Raw genomic sequence first — 18,167 nt, forward strand, 5'->3', positions numbered from 1 at the left:
GATGCCCAAGACGGAAGCCCGGAAACGCGTGCGCAAGGAGCGCTTGCGGGAGGTCCTGGAAGTTCTCCTGGACGAGCTGGAGGAGGCCTCCCGGGCCTTTCAGAGCGCTTGGAAAAGGGCCAAGGAGAATCCAGAAGACGAGGAGGCCTGGGGGGAGCTTCAGGTCTGGGTTTCCGTGCTCGGGGTCAAGGCCAAGTCCCTGGAAGAACTCCTGGAGGAGGAGGCCTTCCTCACTTCCTGAGCCAATCCGCAAGCACCTTCTGGTAGAGTTCCGGGTCCAGGCGGGGCCTTTCGTAAAGCCCCGCCTTGAGCCTTTGCCTTTGCGCCTCAAAGAGGATCACGGCGGCGGCCACGGAGACGTTCAGGCTCTGGACCATCCCCAGCATGGGGATCTTGATGGCCCCGTCCGAAAGGGCCAAGGCCTCCTCGGAAACCCCCCACTTCTCCGCCCCTAGGAGGACGCAGGTGGGCTTGGTGTAGTCCACCTCGCGGAAGTCCTGGGCGTCCTCCCTCAGGGCGGTGGCGTAGACCCTAAAGTCCCTTGCCCGCAGGTGGCGGAAGGCCTCGCGGATGTCGGGGTGGACCCGGAGGTAGACCCACTTGTGGCTGCCCCCGCTGGTCTCGTTGAAGGTGGGGACGCCCCCCGTGGGGTTCACCGCGTGGGCCTCGAGGACCCCCACGGCGTCGCAGGTGCGCAGGATGGCGGAGAGGTTATGGGGCTTGTGGACATTCTCCAGGAGGACGGTGAGGTCGGGCTGCCGCCGCCTTAAGACCTCCTCTATCCTTCGCCTCCGCGCCTCCGTACGCTCCCTCATGATCCGGAAAGCTCCCTGAGCCTCTGGATCAAGGGCTTGAGGACCGCCCGCTTGAGCTTGAGGGCCTGCCGGTTCACCACGAGCCTCGCCGTGGAGTGGGCGAGGACTTCCACCTCAACAAGCCCCGCCGCCCTCAGCGTGGCCCCCGTCTGCACCACATCCACCACGGCGTCGGCCAGGCCGGTGACCGCAGCGAGCTCAATGTTCCCGGAAAGCTCCACCACGTCCGCCGCCCAGCCCCTTTCCTTGAGGAGCCTCGCGGTGAAGTTCGGGTACTTGGTGGCGATGCGGCGGATGGGCCCCGTATCCCCGGGGCGCCTTATGAGGGAGAGCCTGCAGGCCCCAAAGCCCAGGTCCACGGGCTCAAAAAGGTCCCTCCCCGAGTCCAAAAGCACGTCCTTGCCCACCACCCCGATCTCGGCGATCCCCAGGTCCACGTAGACGGGAACGTCCTTGTTGCGAAGCTCCAGAAGGGCCACGCCCCCCTCCTTTCCGTGAAGGAGGGTCCTCTCCCCCTCCACCTCGGGGAGGTCCAGCCCGGCCCGCTTGAGGACCTCGTAGGCCTCCCGGAACATCCGCCCCTTGGGCAGGGCCACGGTGAGGGCGAAGCGCCTCATGCCTCCTCCACGCGGAAAAGCTCCTCCCCCCGGGCGAGGAAGGGGATGCCGCGCCTTCGGGCGTAGGCCACGGGGTCCTCCCCGTGGAAAAGCTCCGTGCGCCGCTCCCGGGCGAAGCGGCGGAGGGCCTTGAGGTCCAGGGCCAAGACCTCCGGGGGCTCCTCCCCCTTGGGAAGCCGCAAGGCCTCAAGGAGCCTCTCCACCCCCAGGGCGAAGCCCGCGGCCTTGGGGAAAAGGGCCCCGTCGTACCGCCCGCCCCCGAGGAGGGGGAGGCCGAACCCCGGGGTGTAGGCCCGGAAGAAGATCCCCGAGTAGTACTCGTAGCGCCGGGCCATGCCCAGGTCCAGGAGGACGGGCCTTCCCAGGAGGTCCAGGGTCTTCTCCAGCTGGGCAAGGGCCTCCTGGGCCTTGGGGGGCAGCGGAAGGCCCCGCGCCTCCTTCAAGACCTCCCGCCCGCCGTAGAGGTCGGGGAGGGCGAGGAGGACCTTCCGCGCCTCCTCGGGGACGGGGCTTTCTGCGAGAAGCCCCTTGAGCTCGGGAGGTTTTTGCGGTGGATGGCCTGCTGGGCCCGCCTTTGCAGGGCCTCGGGAAGCCCCGAGGCCTTGAGCACCTCCCCCACGAGGCTCGGCAAGCCCACCTCCACCTCCCCCTGGACCCCTAAGGCCTCGAGGGCGGCGAAGGCCAGCTCCAGCACTTCGGCGTCCGCCAAGGGCCCCGTGGCCCCCAAAAGCTCCAGGCCCACCTGGGTGTACTCCCGAAGGCGCCCAAGCTCCGCGTCCGCCTCCCTGAGCCAAAGGGGCCCAGCGTACTGGAAGCGGTGCACGCCCTCTCCCAGGTGGGCCCGGAGGAGCTTGGCGAGGAGGGTGGTGAACTCGCTCCTTAAGGCCAAGACCTCCCCCGTCTTGTCCACCAGCTTGAAGGCCCTTTCCGCCAGGGGGTGGTCGGGGTCGTAAAGCTCCAGGGCGGGAAGCTCCACGGGCTCGTAGCCGTGGCGCCGGAAGAGGTGCTGGAGCTTCCCCACCACCTCGGCCTTGAGCCGGGCCTCGGGGGGCAAAAGGAAGCGGGTGCCCTCGGGGATCATGGCCTAAACCCGGGGGAGGGTGATCCCCTTCTGCCCCTGGTACTTCCCTTTGCGGTCCCGGTAGGTGACCTCGGGGCGGGGGCCCTCCAGGAAGAGGAGCTGGACGATGCCTTCGCCTGCGTAGACCTTGGCGGGAAGGGGGGTGGTGTTGGAGATCTCCAGGGTCACGTGCCCCTCCCAGCCGGGCTCCAAGGGGGTGACGTTGGCCACGATGCCGCACCGGGCGTAGGTGCTCTTACCCAGGGCGATGGCGATGACGTTCTCCGGCATGCGGATGTACTCAATGCTCCGGGTGAGGGCGAAGGAGTTGGGGGGGATGATCACCTCTTCTCCCTCGTACTCCACGAAGCTCCTGGGGTCAAAGCCCTTGGGGTCCACCACGGTGGAGAAGACGTTGGTGAAGATTTTCCACTCGGGAGCCGCCCGTAGGTCGTAGCCAAAGGAGGAAAGGCCGTAGCTGATCACCCCCTCCCGCACCAGGCGCTCCTCGAAGGGCTCGATCATGCCCTTTTTGGCCATCTCCCGGATCCACCAGTCCGGCTTAATCATGCCTTCAACTATACCGGCTAGACTGGCCCTATGCGAAAGCTCTGGCCCCTCCTTTTCCTCCTCGCCGCTTGCGGCACCCAGGACCCTACGGGGATGGGGGTGGACCCCTTGCGCCTCACCGCCACTTCCCTGCCCCCGCCTACCTAGGGGAAAGCTACACCTATGCTTTCAGCGCCGAGGGAGGGGTGCGGCCCTATAGCTTTGCCCTCGAGGGCAAGCTCCCCCAGGGCCTCACCTTCCAGGGGGGGCGCCTGAGCGGGGTGCCCAAGGAGAAGGGCGCCTTTCCCCTCATCCTCACCCTGGAAGACGGGGCCAAGAACAGCCGGGTGGGGCGCCTCACCCTCAACGTCTCCGACCCGCCCCCGCCCAGGCTCACCCTGGTGGCGCCCCCGGTCCAGGTGGAGGGGCCCTTCCTCCTCCTGGCCCGCCTGGAGGTGCGGGAGGCCCTGGGCTTCCAGCTGGAGCTTCCCCTCCCCGACCTGGAGCCGGACCTTACGAGCTTTAAGGGGGCGGGCCCCGTTTACCTCCTGGACTACGACCCCGCCACGGGCCTCCTCCGGTTGGACATGGCCTTCGCCAGGCCCCTCAAGGACCAGGAGGCCTTCCGCCTCCTCCTCGCCCCCAAGAAGCCCCTCACTCCCAGGCTCTCCCCCGGGTGGTCCTCTACGACAAGGAGGGCAAGCCCCTGAGCCAGGCCCTTGCCCGGGGGAAGCCCTTCGCCGACCTCCTCCAGCTGGCGCAAAGCTGGGGCAAGGAGGGGAAGGAGCTCAAGGGGGACCTGAACGGGGACGGCAAGGTGGACGGCGCCGACCTCCAGGCCCTCGGTCAGGGCTACTTCCCCCAGGCCTTGGCTCCTTCTCCCGCCGGAGGGGAAGGCAGCCCGGAGCCGCGGGAGGAGAAAACCCCTTGAAGCCCCGGATCCGGCCCCTACGCCCAGAGGACCTGCCCGCCTACCTGCCCCTTCGTGCTGCCCTTTGGCCAGAAGGCGGGGACGACGTGGAGGAGGTGGAGCGCTTCCTGGCGGATGCCGAGCAAGCGGCCTTTGTGGCGGAGGTGGAGGGGAGGTTGGTGGGCTTTGTGGAGGTCTCCTTACGCCCCTACGCCGAGGGGTGCCACACCCGTCCCGTGGGGTATCTGGAGGGCTGGTACGTGGCCCCTGGATGGCGAGGGCGGGGAATAGGCCGGGCCCTGGTGAAGGCCGCCGAGGACTGGGCCAGGGGGAAAGGGTGCCGGGAAATGGCCTCGGACACGGAGCTTGGCAACTTCCTGGGCCAGAAGGCCCACCGACGCCTGGGGTACCAGGAGGTGGAGCGGATCGTCTGCTTCCGAAGAGATCTCTAGAGGGCCCGGCGGATGGCCTCGGCGTCCTCCTCGCGGTAGCCGTAGAGGGTGACCTCCAGGGTGTCCGGGGCCTTCTTGATCTCCTCCAGCATCACCCGGGCCACGGCCTCCACGGGAAGCCCCCCCACCCCCGTGCCCAAAAGGGGAAAGGCCACGGTCTTCAAGCCGAGCTCCACCGCCTTCTCCAGGGCGCTTTTCGTGGCCTTGCGCACCGTCTCCAGGCTCGCGGGCTCGTCCCCGAGGACGGCGGCGTGGATCACGTAGCGCGCGGGGAGGTTTCCCGCCCCCGTGACCGCCGCCTCCCCCACCCGGATCTTGCCGATGCGGTCGCACTCCTCCTGGATGGAGGGGCCGCCCTTCCTCAGGATCGCCCCCGCCACCCCGGCCCCGAGCTTCAGGTAGTTGTTGGCGGCGTTGACGATGGCGTCCCCCTGGAACTCGGTGATGTCCCCTTGGACCACCCGGATGCGCGCCATGGCTTTATTCTCCCTTACAATGGGCCGTGATGTCACGGGACCTTCTGGGCCTCGAGGGGAAGATCGTCATGGTCACGGGCGCGGGCCGGGGGTTCGGGCGGGCCATCGCCCACGGGTACGGGCGCAACGGGGCCACGGTCATCGCCGTGGACCCCGACGTGGAGCTCGCCACGGGGGTGGCCTCGGAGGTGGAGGCCCTTGGGGCCACGGCCATCCCCATCCGCGGGGACATGAGCGTGGTGTTGGACGTGACCAGCACCTTTGAAAAAGTGGAGGAGCTCTTCGGCCTCCTGGACGGCATCGTCCACGTGACCACCGCCGAGAGCAAGACGCCCTTCGTGGAGCTTTTGGAGGGCGAGTGGTACGACCTCATGAGCCAGGACGTGAAGTCCAGCCTCTACGTCCTCCAGCAGGGGCTGCGCCACCTGGCGGGGGGCGGGTTCGTGACCATCGTCCTGCCGCCCGCAGCCCGAATAGAGCCCCACACCGTCTCCGTGCGCAAGGCGGTGGAGGGCCTCATTGAAGGGGCCACCCGCACCTTCCCCGGGGTGCGGGTGAACGGCGTGGTCCCCTCCCGCGACCCCGTGGGCGACCCCTACGACCTGCCCCTGGTCCGGGCCGCCTTGGGCCTGGGGTCCATGGTCTCCGAGGGGATCCGGGGGGTGGTCCTCGAGGTCCAGCTCCCCGAGCCCCCCTTGGAGTTTGAACCCTACGCCGCCTTGAGGGAGCTGCCATGAAATGCCCCTACTGCGGCCACCCCGACACCCGGGTGGTGGACTCGAGGCCCTCCGACGAGGGCATGGCCATCCGCAGGCGGCGGGAGTGCCCCTCCTGCGGACGCCGCTTCACCACCTACGAGCGCACCCAGCTTGAACCCCTCATGGTGGTCAAGCGGGACGGGCGCAAGGAGCCCTTCAACCCCGACAAGCTCCTAAGGGGCCTCCTCCTCGCCTGCGAGAAACGCCCCGTGAGCGAGGAGGTCCTGCGCCGCTTCGCCTACACCTTTGAGGACCAGGTCTCGGGCCCGGAGATCACCTCGGAGGAGATCGGGCTCAAGGCCCTGGCCTTCCTCAAGGAGCTGGACCATGTGGCCTACATCCGCTTCGCCTCCGTCTACCGCGAGTTTGACTCGGTGGAGCGCTTCATTGAGGAGATCCGCTCCCTCGCAAGCCTTGACAAAAAGGAGGGGGATTGATAGCATGGCTTTTGCTGCGCGGGCGAAAGCCCAAGCAGGGGGATCTTGAAAAGGGGAGAAGGCAGGCCAAGCATCTGAGCTCACCGCCCTTTTGGGGCGTTGATTTGTTGGAGAGTTTGATCCTGGCTCAGGGTGAACGCTGGCGGCGTGCCTAAGACATGCAAGTCGTGCGGGCCGCGGGGTTTTACTCCGTGGTCAGCGGCGGACGGGTGAGTAACGCGTGGGTGACCTACCCGGAAGAGGGGGACAACCCGGGGAAACTCGGGCTAATCCCCCATGTGGACCCGCCCCTTGGGGTGTGTCCAAAGGGCTTTGCCCGCTTCCGGATGGGCCCGCGTCCCATCAGCTAGTTGGTGGGGTAATGGCCCACCAAGGCGACGACGGGTAGCCGGCCTGAGAGGGTGGCCGGCCACAGGGGCACTGAGACACGGGCCCCACTCCTACGGGAGGCAGCAGTTAGGAATCTTCCGCAATGGGCGCAAGCCTGACGGAGCGACGCCGCTTGGAGGAAGAAGCCCTTCGGGGTGTAAACTCCTGAACCCGGGACGAAACCCCCGACGAGGGGACTGACGGTACCGGGGTAATAGCGCCGGCCAACTCCGTGCCAGCAGCCGCGGTAATACGGAGGGCGCGAGCGTTACCCGGATTCACTGGGCGTAAAGGGCGTGTAGGCGGCCTGGGGCGTCCCATGTGAAAGACCACGGCTCAACCGTGGGGGAGCGTGGGATACGCTCAGGCTAGACGGTGGGAGAGGGTGGTGGAATTCCCGGAGTAGCGGTGAAATGCGCAGATACCGGGAGGAACGCCGATGGCGAAGGCAGCCACCTGGTCCACCCGTGACGCTGAGGCGCGAAAGCGTGGGGAGCAAACCGGATTAGATACCCGGGTAGTCCACGCCCTAAACGATGCGCGCTAGGTCTCTGGGTTTTCTGGGGGCCGAAGCTAACGCGTTAAGCGCGCCGCCTGGGGAGTACGGCCGCAAGGCTGAAACTCAAAGGAATTGACGGGGGCCCGCACAAGCGGTGGAGCATGTGGTTTAATTCGAAGCAACGCGAAGAACCTTACCAGGCCTTGACATGCTAGGGAACCCGGGTGAAAGCCTGGGGTGCCCCGCGAGGGGAGCCCTAGCACAGGTGCTGCATGGCCGTCGTCAGCTCGTGCCGTGAGGTGTTGGGTTAAGTCCCGCAACGAGCGCAACCCCCGCCGTTAGTTGCCAGCGGTTCGGCCGGGCACTCTAACGGGACTGCCCGCGAAAGCGGGAGGAAGGAGGGGACGACGTCTGGTCAGCATGGCCCTTACGGCCTGGGCGACACACGTGCTACAATGCCCACTACAAAGCGAGGCCACCCGGCAACGGGGAGCTAATCGCAAAAAGGTGGGCCCAGTTCGGATTGGGGTCTGCAACCCGACCCCATGAAGCCGGAATCGCTAGTAATCGCGGATCAGCCATGCCGCGGTGAATACGTTCCCGGGCCTTGTACACACCGCCCGTCACGCCATGGGAGCGGGCTCTACCCGAAGTCGCCGGGAGCCTACGGGCAGGCGCCGAGGGTAGGGCCCGTGACTGGGGCGAAGTCGTAACAAGGTAGCTGTACCGGAAGGTGCGGCTGGATCACCTCCTTTCTAAGGAGCTAACCAAAGCCTGCCTTCTCCCCTTCTCGGGTCCTCAGGGCGCCCTTGGGCGCCCTTTTTTGTTGCCGCTAAGGAGGGGGTTTGCGCAGAAAGCGAAAAGGGCAAAGGCCCACCCGACGCGTGGTCTCCGCGGGGGGGTGGTCCTCAAGGGGGACCCTCCCGAGGTCCTGGTGGTGTCCTTGAGGGAGGGCCGGGTCATCACCCTTCCCAAGGGCCAGGTGGAGCCCGGGGAACGCTACCCGGAGACCGCCGTGCGGGAGGTGCGGGAGGAGACCGGAGTGGAGGCCTCGGTCCTTGCCCCTTTGGGGCGGGTGCGCTACTACTTCACCGTCCACGAGCCCGAGGGCCCGGTGACGGTGAGCAAAGAGGTCCACTACTTCCTCATGCGCTACCTGGGGGGCATCCCCAGGCCCCAGCTCACGGAGGTGGAGGACGCCTTTTTCCTCCCAGCGAGCGAGGCGCTGGAGCGCCTCTCCTACCCCAACGAGCGGGAGATGCTAAAGCGCGCCCTCCTCCGCCTCCGGCTCCTGGCCAAGAAGGGCTAGGGCCGCCTCCTCGGGGGTGAGCTCCCCCCGGGCCACCCGGGCCACGAGGGCGCCCGCCCCCTGAGTCCTTTGACGGCCCCACTCCTGGATGACGCTCTCCACCTCAAACCGGGCCCGCTCCAGGCGGTGTGCCTCCAAAAGCCCGTGCTCCACGAGGTGGCGGTGGTGGGCCTCGAGGCTCTCAAAGAGGGCCTCCACCCCCTCGCCGCTGGCCGCCACCGTGGGGTGGATGGGAGGGCGCCACCCCCCGGGCCGGGGCGGGGAGAGCTCCAAGGCGCTTTTGAGCTCCTGAACGATCCGCTCCCCACCGGGCAGGTCAAACTTGTTGACGGCGAAGACGTCGGCGATCTCCATGACCCCGGCCTTAAAGGCCTGGACCGCGTCCCCCGCGGCCGGGGTGAGGACGAGCAGGGTGGTGTCCGCCACCCGGGCGATGTCCACCTCGCTCTGCCCCACCCCCACCGTCTCCACAAAGATGCGGTCAAAGCCGAAGGCCTCGAGGAGGCTCAGGGCGGCCACCGTGGCCCCGGCAAGCCCCCCCAAGGCCCCCCGGGAGGCCATGGAGCGGATGTAGACCCCGGGGTCCTGGTGGTGGCGCATCATCCGGATCCGGTCGCCGAGGATGGCCCCCCCGCTGAAGGGGCTGGAGGGGTCCACGGCCAAGACGGCCACCCGCTCCCCCGCTTCCGAGCCTCGAGGATGAGCCGGTCGGTCAGGGTGCTCTTCCCCGCCCCGGGGCTTCCCGTCACGCCCACCACCTTGGCCCGCCCTTTCCCCCGGACCCGCTTCAAAAGCTCCCGGCCTGCGGGGTGGCCCGACTCCACCAAGGTCAAGGCCCGGGCCAAGGCCCTGGGGTCCCCTTCCTGGAAGCGGCGCCAAAGCTCCTCGGGGATGCTCATGGGCCCATTCTACGGGTTTTTGCCCCCTTGCAGAAAAAAGCGCCCCTACTCGGCCAGGGCCACGCAGGCCACCTCCACCCGGACCCCCCGGGGCAAGGCCTTCACCGCCACCGTGGCCCGGGCGGGGTAAGGCGGGGTGAAGTAGCGGGCGTAGACCTCGTTGAAGCCGGGGAAGTCTTCCATATCGGCGAGGAAGCAGGTGGTCTGGACCACGCGGGAGAGGCCGGAACCCGCCGCTTCCAAGACCGCCTTCAGGTTCTCCATCACCCGCTCCGTCTGGACCCGGATATCCCCCTCCACCAGGGAGCCGTCGGGGGCGAGGGGAATCTGGCCGGAGACGAAGACGAAGCCTCCCGCCTTCACCGCCTGCGCGTAGGGACCGATGGCCGCGGGCGCCCTTTCGGTCTTCACCGCTTCCATGCCCCTATCCTACGCCGAAGCGGTAGAGCCTGCCGGAGAGGCTCACCACCAGGACCTCCTCGGGAAGGGGCAGGGGCGGCACCTGCACGGGCCCGAGGCCCGAGGCCTCAAAGACCACCTGTCCCCGCCGGTCCACCGCGAGCAGCCGGCCCTCCTCCGTGGCCGCGTAAACGTGGCCCTGGGCGTAGGCGAGGCCGGCGGTGGTCTTCCCCACCTCGAGGCTCCAGACCTCCTCCCCAGTGAGACGGTCCAAGGCCCGGAGGACCCCGTCCCACCCGGCCACGTACACGTGCTCCTCCCCCACAGCCAGGCCGCCCCAGACCTCGCCCTCCAGGGCCACGCTCCAGAGGGTCTCCCGGCTCAAGGGGTCAAAGGCGTACACCTCCCCTTGCCAGGTGGGGATGTAGAGGACACCCTTGTAGCCGGCCACGGGGGCGTGGACGGGGCCCGTGCGCACCTTGTACCGCACCCCCCCGTCCTCAGGGTCCAAGGCGTAAAGCCAGCCGTCCTCGCTTCCCACGAAGACCATGCCCCGGTAGAAGGTGGGGCTTGCGGAGAGGTGCCCCCCGGCGCGGAAGCGGAAGAGGAGCCGGTCCTTCTCGTAGGCGTAGAGGGTTCCGTCGCGGCTTCCCACGTAGACCCGGCCCCCCACCACAAGGCAGGCGGCGGTCACCTCGGCCCCCGTCTCCGCCGACCACTCCAGGCTCTGACCCCGGAAACGGCGGACGCGGCCGTCCCAGGCCCCCACGTACACCCCTCCCTTGCGCACCACGGGCGGGGCGGTCACCTCGTCGGGCAAGGCCACCCGGGCCACCTCCCCGGTGAGGAGGTCCACCGCCACCAGGCTCCGCCCCACCCCGAGGAAGACCCGCCCGCCGGCGTAGACCATCTCCCCCGGCCAGGCGGCCTCCCCGCCCAGGTCCACCCTCCCCTTGAGGGCAAGCCTTCGGGGCTCGGGGGCGAAGGGGTAGTGGCCGGAGCGGCTCGCCCCCGCCCTGGGGGTGGCCAGGCGCAGGGCCTGGAAGCCCGCCAGCACCCCCGGAAGAGGCCGGGGTGGGAGGGGCGCTCCTCGGGGTGCTTGGCCAGGAGGGCCAAAACCGCCTCCCCCACGGCCCGGGGCACGGCCGGGTTCAGGGCCTCGGGGGGCTTGGGCTCCTCGTAGACGTGCTGGAAGAGGATCGCCTGGTCGTTCTCCCCCTCAAAGGGCGGGCGGCCCGTGAGGGTGCGGTAGAGCACGGCCCCAAAGCTGTACAGGTCGGCCTTGGGGGTGAGGGGGAGGCCCTTGGCCTGCTCCGGGGCCATGTAGGTGGGGGTGCCGAGGGTGTACCCCGTGCGCGTGAGGTGGCGGCTCTCCTGGAGCAGGTAGGCGAGGCCGAAGTCCATGACCTTGGGGTGGCCCTCCCGGGTGAGGAGGATGTTCTTGGGGGTGAGGTCCCGGTGCAGGATCCCCTGGGCGTGCAGGTGGGCCAGGGCCTCCATCACCTCCTCCGCGCCCCGGAGGATCGCGTCCCCTTCGGGCCCCTCCTCAAAGGGGCCCAGCCGGTCAAAGGTGCCTCCCTCCACCAGCTCCATGACGAAGAAGGGGCGCCCCTCCTCCTCCCCCAGGTCCAGGACCTGGACGATGCCGGGGTGGAAGAGGCGGGAGAGGGCCCGGACCTCCAAGAGGAAGCGCTCCCGCTCGGGCGGGAGGGCCCGGGGGTGGAGGAGCTTCACCGCCACCTTGCGCCCCAGGCGCTCGTCCACCGCCCGCCAGACCTCGGCCATGCCCCCGGAGCCCAGGGGGGCCTCGAGGCGGTAGCGCCCGGCCAAGACCACGGGGGCCATTCTACCGGGCTAGACCCTCGCCTTCCTCGGCCTTGAGGTGCTTCAAGAGGGCTTCCAGCTCCTCCTTGGCCTTCCCCTCTTCCAGCTCCCGGGCGATCTTCTCTATGGCCAGGCGCACCACCTCCGACTTGGAAACCAGGCGCTCGGGGCTGGAGAGGGCGTAGGCGGCGCGGGTGAGGAGGGCGTCCTGCTCCTCGGAGATCACCACCTGTAGGCGCTTCTTCTCCTTTTTGGCCATGCCCCTCCTTCAGGGGCTATAGTGTAGCAAAAGCCCCCTTTGCTTGACAATGCCGCACCTCCACCCTATGCTCAACTTGAGTATGATGCGCAAGGAGTGTGTGAGGGGGCGAAAAACGTGGGCGTGAGCCGGGTGCTGTACGTGGAAGGCGGCACCCCCTTGAAGGGGGAGCTTAGGGTTTACCCGGCCAAGAACGCCGCCCTGCCCATCCTCGCCGCGAGCCTCCTCACCCCCGAGCCCATCACCCTGGTGGAGGTGCCGAGGCTTAGGGACGTGGAGGTGATGCTGGAGCTCCTCGCCCACCTGGGCACCCAGTACGCCTGGGAGGGCCGGACCCTCCACCTCCAGACCCCGGAGATCAAAAGCACCCACGCCCCCTACGAGCTCGTGGGCCAGATGCGGGCGAGCTTCATCGTCTGGGGAGCCCTCCTCGCCCGGGCCGGGGAGGGGCACGTCTCCATGCCGGGGGGATGCGCCTTCGGCTTCCGCCCCGTGGACCAACACATCAAGGCCCTCGAGGCCCTGGGGGCGGAGGTCTGGGAGGAAGACGGCACCTTCCACGCCCGCAGGACCCGCCCCCTCTCGGGGCGGGTGGTTTTTGACCTGCCCACCGTGGGGGGCACGGAGCAGGCCATGCTGGCCGTGGCCCTGGGCGGGGAGGCTACCCTGGTCCAGGCGGCGGTGGAGCCCGAGGTGGTGGACCTGGGCCACTTCCTCGCCCTCCTCGGGGCGGAGGTGGAGGGGCTGGGAAGCCCCATCGTTCGCATCAAGGGCGCGCCCCAGCTAAAGGGCGGCACCTACCGCATCATCCCCGACCGCATAGAGGCCGGGACCTACCTCCTGGCGGCGGCCGCCACCCGGGGAAGCCTCACCCTGGAAGGCGTGCGCCCCGACCACCTGGACGCCCTCTTGGACAAGCTTTGGCGCTCGGGGCACCGGCTCGAGGTGGGGGAAGACTGGATCCGTTTCCGGGCCACCCCGGACCCCGCTCCTTTCCACGTGGAGGCCCGGGAGTACCCGGGCTTTCCCACGGACCTCCAGCCCATCGCCACCGCCTACCTGGCCACCGTTCCCGGCCAGAGCACGGTGGTGGACCGCATCTATCCCGACCGCTTCACCCACGTGGGGGAGCTGGCCCGCATGGGGGCGGAGCTCTACCTGCGGGACCGGATCCTCACCGTCCAGGGCAGGCGGCTCCACGGCGCCCAGGTCAAGGCCCTGGACATCCGGGCCGGAGGGGCCTTAGTGGTGGCAGCTCTGAGCGCCGAAGGCGCCTCGGAGATCGAGGGCGTCTACTTCCTGGAGCGGGGCTACGAGCACCTTACGGAAAGGCTCCAGGCCCTGGGGGCCCGGGTGCACTTACGGGAAAACCCCGTGGCCCTGGCCGCCGACTGAAGCCCCGCCCCGGCCGGACGCTCACCCCAGGAGGCGGAGGGCCTCCGGGAAGCGGAAGAAGAGGCGGTCCCGGGCGAGCTCGGGGCTATAGGCCCGCTCCACGTACCCCGCGGCCCGCATGGCCTCCAGCACCTCCCGGGCCACCTCCCGGTCCCCGAGGCGGGCGGCGAGGAAGGCCAAGGCCTCCTCCTCCTCGTCCCCCTCCCCCACGAACTCGGGGAACTCCTGGTCCAAGGCCCGCATCAGGGCCTTCAGGTCCAAAGACCGGGAGCTAAAGAACCAGCGGGGCCTCTCCCCGGGGAGGAAGTGGGCGTAGCCCTGGGCCTCGAGGGCCTGGGCCACCTTCACCGCTTCGGCGTGGGCAAGCCCCTTTTCCACCAAAAGGCTCACCAAGGCCTCCCGCTCTCCCAGCAAGCCCTTCGGGTATTCCTCCTTTAGCGCTTGCGCCCACCGCTCCATATCCATGTTCTTCACTGTAAAACAGTGAGCGTACTTATATCAAGACACCTTGCGCCTCGCTTCGCAATCTGCTACCCTAGTAAGGGTATGGACCTGGAACGCCTCGCGCAACGCCTGGAAGGCCTCAGGGGTATCTTTGACATCCCCCAAAAGGAAAATCGTCTAAAAGAGTTGGAGCGGCGCCTCGAGGACCCCTCCCTCTGGAACGACCCCGAGGCCGCCCGCAAGGTGAGCCAGGAGGCCGCCCGCCTCCGGCGCACCGTGGACACCTTCCGCTCCCTGGAAAGCGACCTCCAGGGCCTCCTGGAACTCATGGAAGAACTTCCCGCCGAGGAGCGGGAGTCCCTTAAGCCCGAGCTGGAGGAAGCCGCGAAGAAGCTGGACGAGCTCTACCACCAGACCCTCCTCAACTTCCCCCACGCGGAGAAGAACGCCATCCTCACCATCCAGCCCGGGGCCGGGGGTACGGAGGCCTGCGACTGGGCGGAGATGCTCCTAAGGATGTACACCCGCTTCGCCGAGCGCCAGGGCTTCCAGGTGGAGGTGGTGGACCTCACCCCTGGGCCCGAGGCGGGCATTGACTACGCCCAGATCCTGGTCAAGGGGGAAAACGCCTACGGCCTCCTTTCCCCCGAGGCCGGGGTACACCGCCTGGTGCGCCCCTCCCCCTTTGACGCCTCAGGCCGCCGCCACACTTCCTTCGCCGGGGTGGAGGTGATCCCTGAGGTGGACGAGGACGTGGAGGTGGTCTTAAAGCCCGAGGAGCTCCGCATTGACGTGATGCGGGCCTCAGGGCCCGGGGGCCAGGGGGTAAACACCACGGACTCGGCGGTGCGGGTGGTCCACCTGCCCACGGGGATCACCGTCACCTGCCAGACCACCCGGAGCCAGATCAAGAACAAGGAGCTCGCCCTCAAGATCCTGAAGGCCCGCCTCTACGAGCTGGAGCGGAAGAAGCGGGAGGAAGAGCTTAAGGCCCTGAGGGGCGAGGTGCGGCCCATTGAGTGGGGGAGCCAGATCCGTAGCTACGTCCTGGACAAAAACTACGTGAAGGACCACCGCACCGGCCTCATGCGCCACGACCCGGAAAACGTCCTGGACGGGGACCTCATGGACCTGATCTGGGCGGGCCTGGAGTGGAAGGCTGGGCGCCGCCAGACGGCGGAGGTGGAGGCGGAGTAGCGCCTCAGTAAACGTCCTCCGGGGCCTTGTACACTTCCCCGGTGAGCCAGTAAATGACCCTTTCGGCGATGTTTTCCAGGTGGTCCCCGAGCCTCTCGTAGCTCCGGGCCACCCGCATCAGGGTCAGGGCCTTGGTGATGGTCCGGGGGTCCTCCATCATGTAGGTGATGAGCTCCCGGGTCACCTCCTCGTAGAGGCCGTCCACCTGGTCGTCCATCTCCAGGACCCGGCGTGCCAGGTTCGCGTCCCGCTCGGCCACCGCCTTGGCCAAGGCGTCCATCATCTCCATGAGCCTCCGCCCCATCTCGGGAAGGGTCACGTACCGCTTCAAGGGCGGCTCCTGGGCGAGGAGGAGGGCGTCCTCGGCCACGTGCATGGCGTAGTCCCCCGCCCGCTCCAGGTCGGTGAGGGCCTTGATCACGGTGAAGATCAGGCGCAGGTCCGAGGCCACGGGCTGGTGGCGGGCGATGACGGCGATGGCCTGGTTCTCTACCTTGAGCTCCAGGGCGTCCACCTCCTTGTCCTTGGCCACCACCCCCTGGGCCTTGGCCCGGTCCGCCTGGACCAGGGCCTCCGTGGCCTCCTGGGTCATCTCCCGCACCAGGGAGAGCATCCTCAAGCTCTCTTCCAGAAGCTGGTTCAAGGCTCGGTCCAACGCTTCCCGCATGCCGCCTCCTTTCCTCAGTCTACGGGGAGCCAGACGCCGAAGGCGTTCTCCTCCCCTTCGCGCAACGCGTAAGCCCCCCCGCCTAGGCCCTGGGCCAGGCGGCGCACCAGGTAAAGGCCGAGCCCCTGGCCCGAGCCCTCCCCTCCCCGCCGCCCCGGCTGGAAAAGGCCCTCGTAGTCGGGAAGGGGCGCCCCCCGGTCCCGCACCTCCAGGTAGAGCCGGCCGCCCTGGACCCGGCTCAGGAGGCGGATGGGGTCTTGGCCGTACTTAAGGGCGTTGTCCAGGAGGTTGAGAAGAACCTGGAAAAGGGCCTCGGGGTCCGCCTCCACCCGGTGCCCCAGGGACACCTCCACCCGCCTCCCCCGAAGGCGGTCCTGCATCAAGGCGGAAAGGCGAAGCCAAAGGTCCTCCAGGGCGAAGGCCTCCCGGTGGCCCGGCCGGAGGTGGGCGAGGCTTTCCACCAGCCGGGTGAGCCGGGCCACCTCCTTCTTGAGGAGGTCCAGGACCTGGGCCTCCTTGGGGTCCTTGGGGGCAAGGGCCTGGAGGAGGACGGCCATCCCGGCGAGGGGGGTGCGGAACTCGTGGGCGAGGAGGGCCGAGGCCTCCTCCGCCTCGAGGCCCCGGCGCCGAGCCTCGGTCACGTCCAAGAGGTAAAGGAAGCCTGGGCAGGCCCGAACCGAGAGAAGCCGGCCCCGTACCTCCAAAACCGCCTCCCCCCCCTCCAGGGCCAGGGCCTCCAGGCGGTGGTCCCGCAGGGCCAGGATGAGGGGCAGGCCCCGGACCTTCTCCCGGTCCACCGCGAGAAGCTCCGCCGCCGCCGGGTTGAGGTAAACCACCCGCTTGTCCCGGTGCACGAGGAGCCCCTCCCGGGCCTCCTCCCAAGGAAGGGTCCAGGCCTCGAGGCTCACGCCCCCTCCCGGAAGCGGTACCCCACGCCCCGCACCGTCTCCAGGAAACGGGGAGCCCTGGGGTCCTCCCCGAGCTTCTCCCTGAGCTGGAGAATGTGCTGGTCCACGGTCCTGGGGGTGCCGAGGTAGTCCGGACCCCAGACCGCCTCCAGAAGCTCCTCCCGGGTGCAGACCCGGCCCGGCCGCTCCGCCAGGTAGGCGAGGAGGGCGAACTCCCGCCGGGTGAGGGGGAGGGGGTTGCCCTCCAGGCGGGCTTCCATCCGCTCCAGGTCCAGGAGGAGGGGGCCCCGCCTCAGCACCTTGCGCTTCCCCGCCCGGCGCAAGAGGGCCTCGAGGCGGGCCAGAAGCTCCTCCACGGCGAAAGGCTTCACCAGATAGTCGTCGGCCCCGCGGGAAAGCCCTTCTACCCGGTCCCGAACCCCGGCCCGGGCCGTGAGCATAAGGACGGGGAGGGACTCGTAAGGGCCCTGGCGCATCCGGTCCAGGAGGCGCACCCCGGGCTCGTCGGGGAGCATCCAGTCCAGGACCACGGCCTCCGCCTCCCGCAAGAGGGGCCAGGCTTCCCGCACGGTGGCCGCCTCCAAAACCCGGTGCCCCGCCCCCTCGAGGGCCAGCCGCAACCCCAGGCGCAGGCTGGGCTCGTCCTCCACCAGAAGCAGGGTGGCCACGCCCCCAGTCTAGCGGGGGCTCGGTCAGGGGAGTGTCATAGCCCACGGAAAGGCCGGCTTTAGAGCACCTCCCGCACCCGGGCCAAGGCCTCCACCGCCCGCCCCGGGGGAAGGGCGCCCTGGACCGCCTCCTTCCCCCCTCCCCGGCCCCCCAGGGCCTTGAGGCGCTCCAGCACCTCCCCCCGCCTCGGCCCCACGGCCACGAACCGCCCCTCGGGGGCGACGAGGAGGAAGGTACCCTCAAAGCGAGCGAGCCTCTTGCCGAGCTCCCCGAGGACGGGGAGGGGGACGAGGAGGGCCTTCTCCTCCAGGGCCCTGGGCAGGAGGGCCTCCGCAAGCCCCTCCCTCAGGGCCTGGTTCTCCCCCTTTAGGGCGTAGAGCTCGTCCTGGAGCTTCCTTATGGGCTTTTCCAGCTCCAAGGGGTTCGTGGAGAAGGCGAGGGCCAGGCGGGAAAGGAGGGCGTGCTTGGCGTGGTAGTCCTCCAGGGCCTCCCACCCCGCCGTGAAGTACACCCGCGTCCCTCCCTTGTACCGCTCCCACTTGAGGACCTTGATGGGCCCCGCCTGGGCGCTGGTCTTGAGGTGGGTCCCCCCGCAGGCGGCGAGGTCAAAGTCGCCGATCCGCACCAGGCGCACCTTGCCCCGGACCTTGGGGGGGCGCCTCAGGGGGTAGCGGGCGAGCTCCTCCTCGGAGACGTAAAAGGCCTCCACCGGGTAGTCGGCGTAGACGGCGAAGTTGGCGAGGGCTTCGGCCTCGAGGACCCCCGCTTCCTCGGCCTCCTCCTCGAGGTCCACGGTGCACACCGGCGAGTCCAAGCTTACGGCGACGGTGTGGTAGTTCCCGGCCCGGAGGAGGGCCTGGGAGAGGAGGTGCTGGGCGGTGTGGCGCTGCATGTGGCGGAAGCGCCTCGGCCAGTCAATCTCCCCCTCCACCTCCACGCCCTCTGGGATGGGCGCGGAGAGCACGTGGACCACGTCCCCGAAGGCCTTCTCCTCCTCGTAGGCGTGGAGGACCTGGACCTCGCCGAAAGGCCCCCTGAGGACCCCTCGGTCCGCGGGCTGCCCCCCGGACTCGGGGTAGAAGAGGGTCTGGGAAAGCACCGCGTAGTGCCCCTTTTCGTCGCTCCAGGCCCGCTCCACCCGGGCCTGGAAGCGGGTGGCGTAGCTATCCAGCTGGTAAAGCCTCATGCCCCTTAGGATAAGGAGGATGACGCCCCTGGACCGGGAGGAGGAGGTGGCCAGGAAGACCCTCGTCTG

General features: G+C 68.8%; 18 protein-coding genes, 1 rRNA gene and 4 pseudogenes. 9 read left to right on the forward strand and 14 right to left on the reverse strand.

Going from position 1 to position 18,167, the window contains the following annotated elements; translation table 11 throughout:
- The first annotated feature begins 1 nt into the window (after position 1).
- Positions 2-241 (forward strand): hypothetical protein, encoded by a 240-nt coding sequence (locus AV541_RS09715; protein ID WP_008630920.1) that lies wholly within the window; start codon positions 2-4, stop codon positions 239-241.
- Here AV541_RS09715 and trmH read toward each other — a convergent pair.
- The 4 genes and pseudogenes from trmH to dcd all read right to left on the reverse strand — a co-directional run bounded on the left by trmH (position 231) and on the right by dcd (position 3,062).
- On the reverse strand, positions 231-815 hold the full coding sequence (gene trmH / locus AV541_RS09720; RefSeq protein WP_060384771.1) for a tRNA (guanosine(18)-2'-O)-methyltransferase TrmH: 585 nt from the start codon (positions 813-815) through the stop codon (positions 231-233). The two genes, AV541_RS09715 and trmH, sit on opposite strands and share 11 nt — an antisense overlap.
- A complete protein-coding gene (gene hisG / locus AV541_RS09725) occupies positions 812-1,432 on the reverse strand; it encodes an ATP phosphoribosyltransferase (RefSeq protein ID WP_060384772.1) in 621 nt (206 codons plus the stop codon). The genes trmH and hisG overlap by 4 nt, the downstream gene beginning before the upstream one ends.
- A pseudogene (locus AV541_RS09730) lies at positions 1,429-2,513 on the reverse strand (ATP phosphoribosyltransferase regulatory subunit). The gene hisG and the pseudogene AV541_RS09730 overlap by 4 nt, the downstream one beginning before the upstream one ends.
- Positions 2,514-2,516: 3 nt before the next feature.
- Positions 2,517-3,062, reverse strand: a complete 546-nt coding sequence (gene dcd, locus AV541_RS09735) for a dCTP deaminase (protein WP_008630912.1) — start codon at positions 3,060-3,062, stop codon at positions 2,517-2,519.
- 30 nt (positions 3,063-3,092) lie between these two features.
- Between dcd and AV541_RS09740 the strand changes: the two are divergent.
- Positions 3,093-3,972 (forward strand): annotated as a pseudogene (locus AV541_RS09740) (putative Ig domain-containing protein).
- Positions 3,969-4,403: an aminoglycoside 6'-N-acetyltransferase gene (gene aac(6'), locus AV541_RS09745; RefSeq protein ID WP_008630909.1), complete on the forward strand. Its 435-nt coding sequence runs from the start codon at positions 3,969-3,971 to the stop codon at positions 4,401-4,403. The pseudogene AV541_RS09740 and the gene aac(6') overlap by 4 nt, the downstream one beginning before the upstream one ends.
- Here the strand turns inward: aac(6') and AV541_RS09750 are convergent.
- Positions 4,400-4,879 (reverse strand): macro domain-containing protein, encoded by a 480-nt coding sequence (locus AV541_RS09750; protein ID WP_060384773.1) that lies wholly within the window; start codon positions 4,877-4,879, stop codon positions 4,400-4,402. The two genes, aac(6') and AV541_RS09750, sit on opposite strands and share 4 nt — an antisense overlap.
- Positions 4,880-4,908: 29 nt before the next feature.
- Here AV541_RS09750 and AV541_RS09755 point away from each other — a divergent pair, with 29 nt between their 5' ends.
- From AV541_RS09755 to AV541_RS09770, 4 genes are all read left to right on the forward strand, one after another.
- Positions 4,909-5,616 carry an SDR family NAD(P)-dependent oxidoreductase gene (locus AV541_RS09755; RefSeq protein WP_011174216.1) on the forward strand — a complete coding sequence of 236 codons (708 nt, stop codon included), beginning with the start codon at positions 4,909-4,911 and terminating at the stop codon, positions 5,614-5,616.
- A complete protein-coding gene (nrdR, locus tag AV541_RS09760; protein ID WP_011174215.1) occupies positions 5,613-6,074 on the forward strand; it encodes a transcriptional regulator NrdR in 462 nt (153 codons plus the stop codon). Before AV541_RS09755 ends, nrdR begins: the two co-directional genes overlap by 4 nt.
- 104 nt (positions 6,075-6,178) lie before the next feature.
- A 16S ribosomal RNA gene (locus tag AV541_RS09765) occupies positions 6,179-7,697 on the forward strand.
- A 146-nt stretch (positions 7,698-7,843) separates the two neighbouring features.
- Complete coding sequence (locus AV541_RS09770; protein WP_060384850.1) at positions 7,844-8,251, forward strand: NUDIX hydrolase; 408 nt, start codon at positions 7,844-7,846, stop codon at positions 8,249-8,251.
- On the opposite strand, the pseudogene meaB reads toward AV541_RS09770, so the two are convergent.
- The 4 genes and pseudogenes from meaB to AV541_RS09790 form a co-directional block, all read right to left on the reverse strand.
- Positions 8,204-9,150 (reverse strand): annotated as a pseudogene (gene meaB / locus AV541_RS09775) (methylmalonyl Co-A mutase-associated GTPase MeaB). The gene AV541_RS09770 and the pseudogene meaB overlap by 48 nt on opposite strands.
- 45 nt (positions 9,151-9,195) lie before the next feature.
- A complete protein-coding gene (locus AV541_RS09780; protein WP_060384774.1) occupies positions 9,196-9,570 on the reverse strand; it encodes a RidA family protein in 375 nt (124 codons plus the stop codon).
- A 4-nt stretch (positions 9,571-9,574) separates the two neighbouring features.
- A pseudogene (locus tag AV541_RS09785) lies at positions 9,575-11,394 on the reverse strand (protein kinase domain-containing protein).
- A 1-nt stretch (position 11,395) separates the two neighbouring features.
- A complete protein-coding gene (locus AV541_RS09790; protein WP_060384775.1) occupies positions 11,396-11,632 on the reverse strand; it encodes a hypothetical protein in 237 nt (78 codons plus the stop codon).
- Between the two features lie 117 nt (positions 11,633-11,749).
- Between AV541_RS09790 and murA the strand changes: the two genes are divergently transcribed.
- Positions 11,750-13,027: a UDP-N-acetylglucosamine 1-carboxyvinyltransferase gene (murA, locus tag AV541_RS09795; RefSeq protein ID WP_082709703.1), complete on the forward strand. Its 1,278-nt coding sequence runs from the start codon at positions 11,750-11,752 to the stop codon at positions 13,025-13,027.
- Between the two features lie 21 nt (positions 13,028-13,048).
- On the opposite strand, the gene AV541_RS09800 is transcribed toward murA, so the two are convergent.
- Positions 13,049-13,492, reverse strand: a complete 444-nt coding sequence (locus AV541_RS09800) for a hypothetical protein (RefSeq protein ID WP_060384777.1) — start codon at positions 13,490-13,492, stop codon at positions 13,049-13,051.
- A gap of 81 nt (positions 13,493-13,573) precedes the next feature.
- On the opposite strand from AV541_RS09800, the gene prfB reads away from it, so the two are divergent.
- Positions 13,574-14,668, forward strand: a complete 1,095-nt coding sequence (gene prfB, locus AV541_RS09805) for a peptide chain release factor 2 (protein ID WP_060384778.1) — start codon at positions 13,574-13,576, stop codon at positions 14,666-14,668.
- A gap of 4 nt (positions 14,669-14,672) precedes the next feature.
- On the opposite strand, the gene phoU is transcribed toward prfB, so the two are convergent.
- The 4 genes from phoU to AV541_RS09825 are packed head-to-tail and all read right to left on the reverse strand — an operon-like array spanning position 14,673 to position 18,098.
- Positions 14,673-15,335: a phosphate signaling complex protein PhoU gene (phoU, locus tag AV541_RS09810; RefSeq protein WP_008630890.1), complete on the reverse strand. Its 663-nt coding sequence runs from the start codon at positions 15,333-15,335 to the stop codon at positions 14,673-14,675.
- A 14-nt stretch (positions 15,336-15,349) separates the two neighbouring features.
- A complete protein-coding gene (locus AV541_RS09815) occupies positions 15,350-16,243 on the reverse strand; it encodes a sensor histidine kinase (protein ID WP_060384779.1) in 894 nt (297 codons plus the stop codon).
- Positions 16,240-16,911, reverse strand: coding sequence for a response regulator transcription factor (locus tag AV541_RS09820; RefSeq protein WP_060384780.1), 672 nt, complete (start codon positions 16,909-16,911; stop codon positions 16,240-16,242). The genes AV541_RS09815 and AV541_RS09820 overlap by 4 nt, the downstream gene beginning before the upstream one ends.
- A gap of 59 nt (positions 16,912-16,970) precedes the next feature.
- Positions 16,971-18,098: an alanyl-tRNA editing protein gene (locus AV541_RS09825; protein ID WP_060384781.1), complete on the reverse strand. Its 1,128-nt coding sequence runs from the start codon at positions 18,096-18,098 to the stop codon at positions 16,971-16,973.
- Positions 18,099-18,167 lie beyond the last annotated feature (69 nt).

The sequence above is a fragment of the Thermus parvatiensis genome, assembly GCF_001535545.1.
GTDB lineage: Bacteria > Deinococcota > Deinococci > Deinococcales > Thermaceae > Thermus > Thermus parvatiensis.

Excerpts from the sequence above, each read along its gene's own strand:
- phoU (WP_008630890.1), bottom strand. The coding sequence starts at position 15,335 with ATGCGGGAAGCGTTGGACCGAGCCTTGAACCAGCTTCTGGAAGAGAGC.
- AV541_RS09790 (WP_060384775.1), bottom strand. The coding sequence starts at position 11,632 with ATGGCCAAAAAGGAGAAGAAGCGCCTACAGGTGGTGATCTCCGAGGAG.
- AV541_RS09750 (WP_060384773.1), bottom strand. The coding sequence starts at position 4,879 with ATGGCGCGCATCCGGGTGGTCCAAGGGGACATCACCGAGTTCCAGGGG.
- dcd (WP_008630912.1), bottom strand. The coding sequence starts at position 3,062 with ATGATTAAGCCGGACTGGTGGATCCGGGAGATGGCCAAAAAGGGCATG.
- trmH (WP_060384771.1), bottom strand. The coding sequence starts at position 815 with ATGAGGGAGCGTACGGAGGCGCGGAGGCGAAGGATAGAGGAGGTCTTA.
- nrdR (WP_011174215.1), top strand. The coding sequence starts at position 5,613 with ATGAAATGCCCCTACTGCGGCCACCCCGACACCCGGGTGGTGGACTCG.
- AV541_RS09715 (WP_008630920.1), top strand. The coding sequence starts at position 2 with ATGCCCAAGACGGAAGCCCGGAAACGCGTGCGCAAGGAGCGCTTGCGG.
- hisG (WP_060384772.1), bottom strand. The coding sequence starts at position 1,432 with ATGAGGCGCTTCGCCCTCACCGTGGCCCTGCCCAAGGGGCGGATGTTC.
- AV541_RS09800 (WP_060384777.1), bottom strand. The coding sequence starts at position 13,492 with ATGGATATGGAGCGGTGGGCGCAAGCGCTAAAGGAGGAATACCCGAAG.
- prfB (WP_060384778.1), top strand. The coding sequence starts at position 13,574 with ATGGACCTGGAACGCCTCGCGCAACGCCTGGAAGGCCTCAGGGGTATC.
- AV541_RS09825 (WP_060384781.1), bottom strand. The coding sequence starts at position 18,098 with ATGAGGCTTTACCAGCTGGATAGCTACGCCACCCGCTTCCAGGCCCGG.
- AV541_RS09755 (WP_011174216.1), top strand. The coding sequence starts at position 4,909 with ATGTCACGGGACCTTCTGGGCCTCGAGGGGAAGATCGTCATGGTCACG.
- AV541_RS09780 (WP_060384774.1), bottom strand. The coding sequence starts at position 9,570 with ATGGAAGCGGTGAAGACCGAAAGGGCGCCCGCGGCCATCGGTCCCTAC.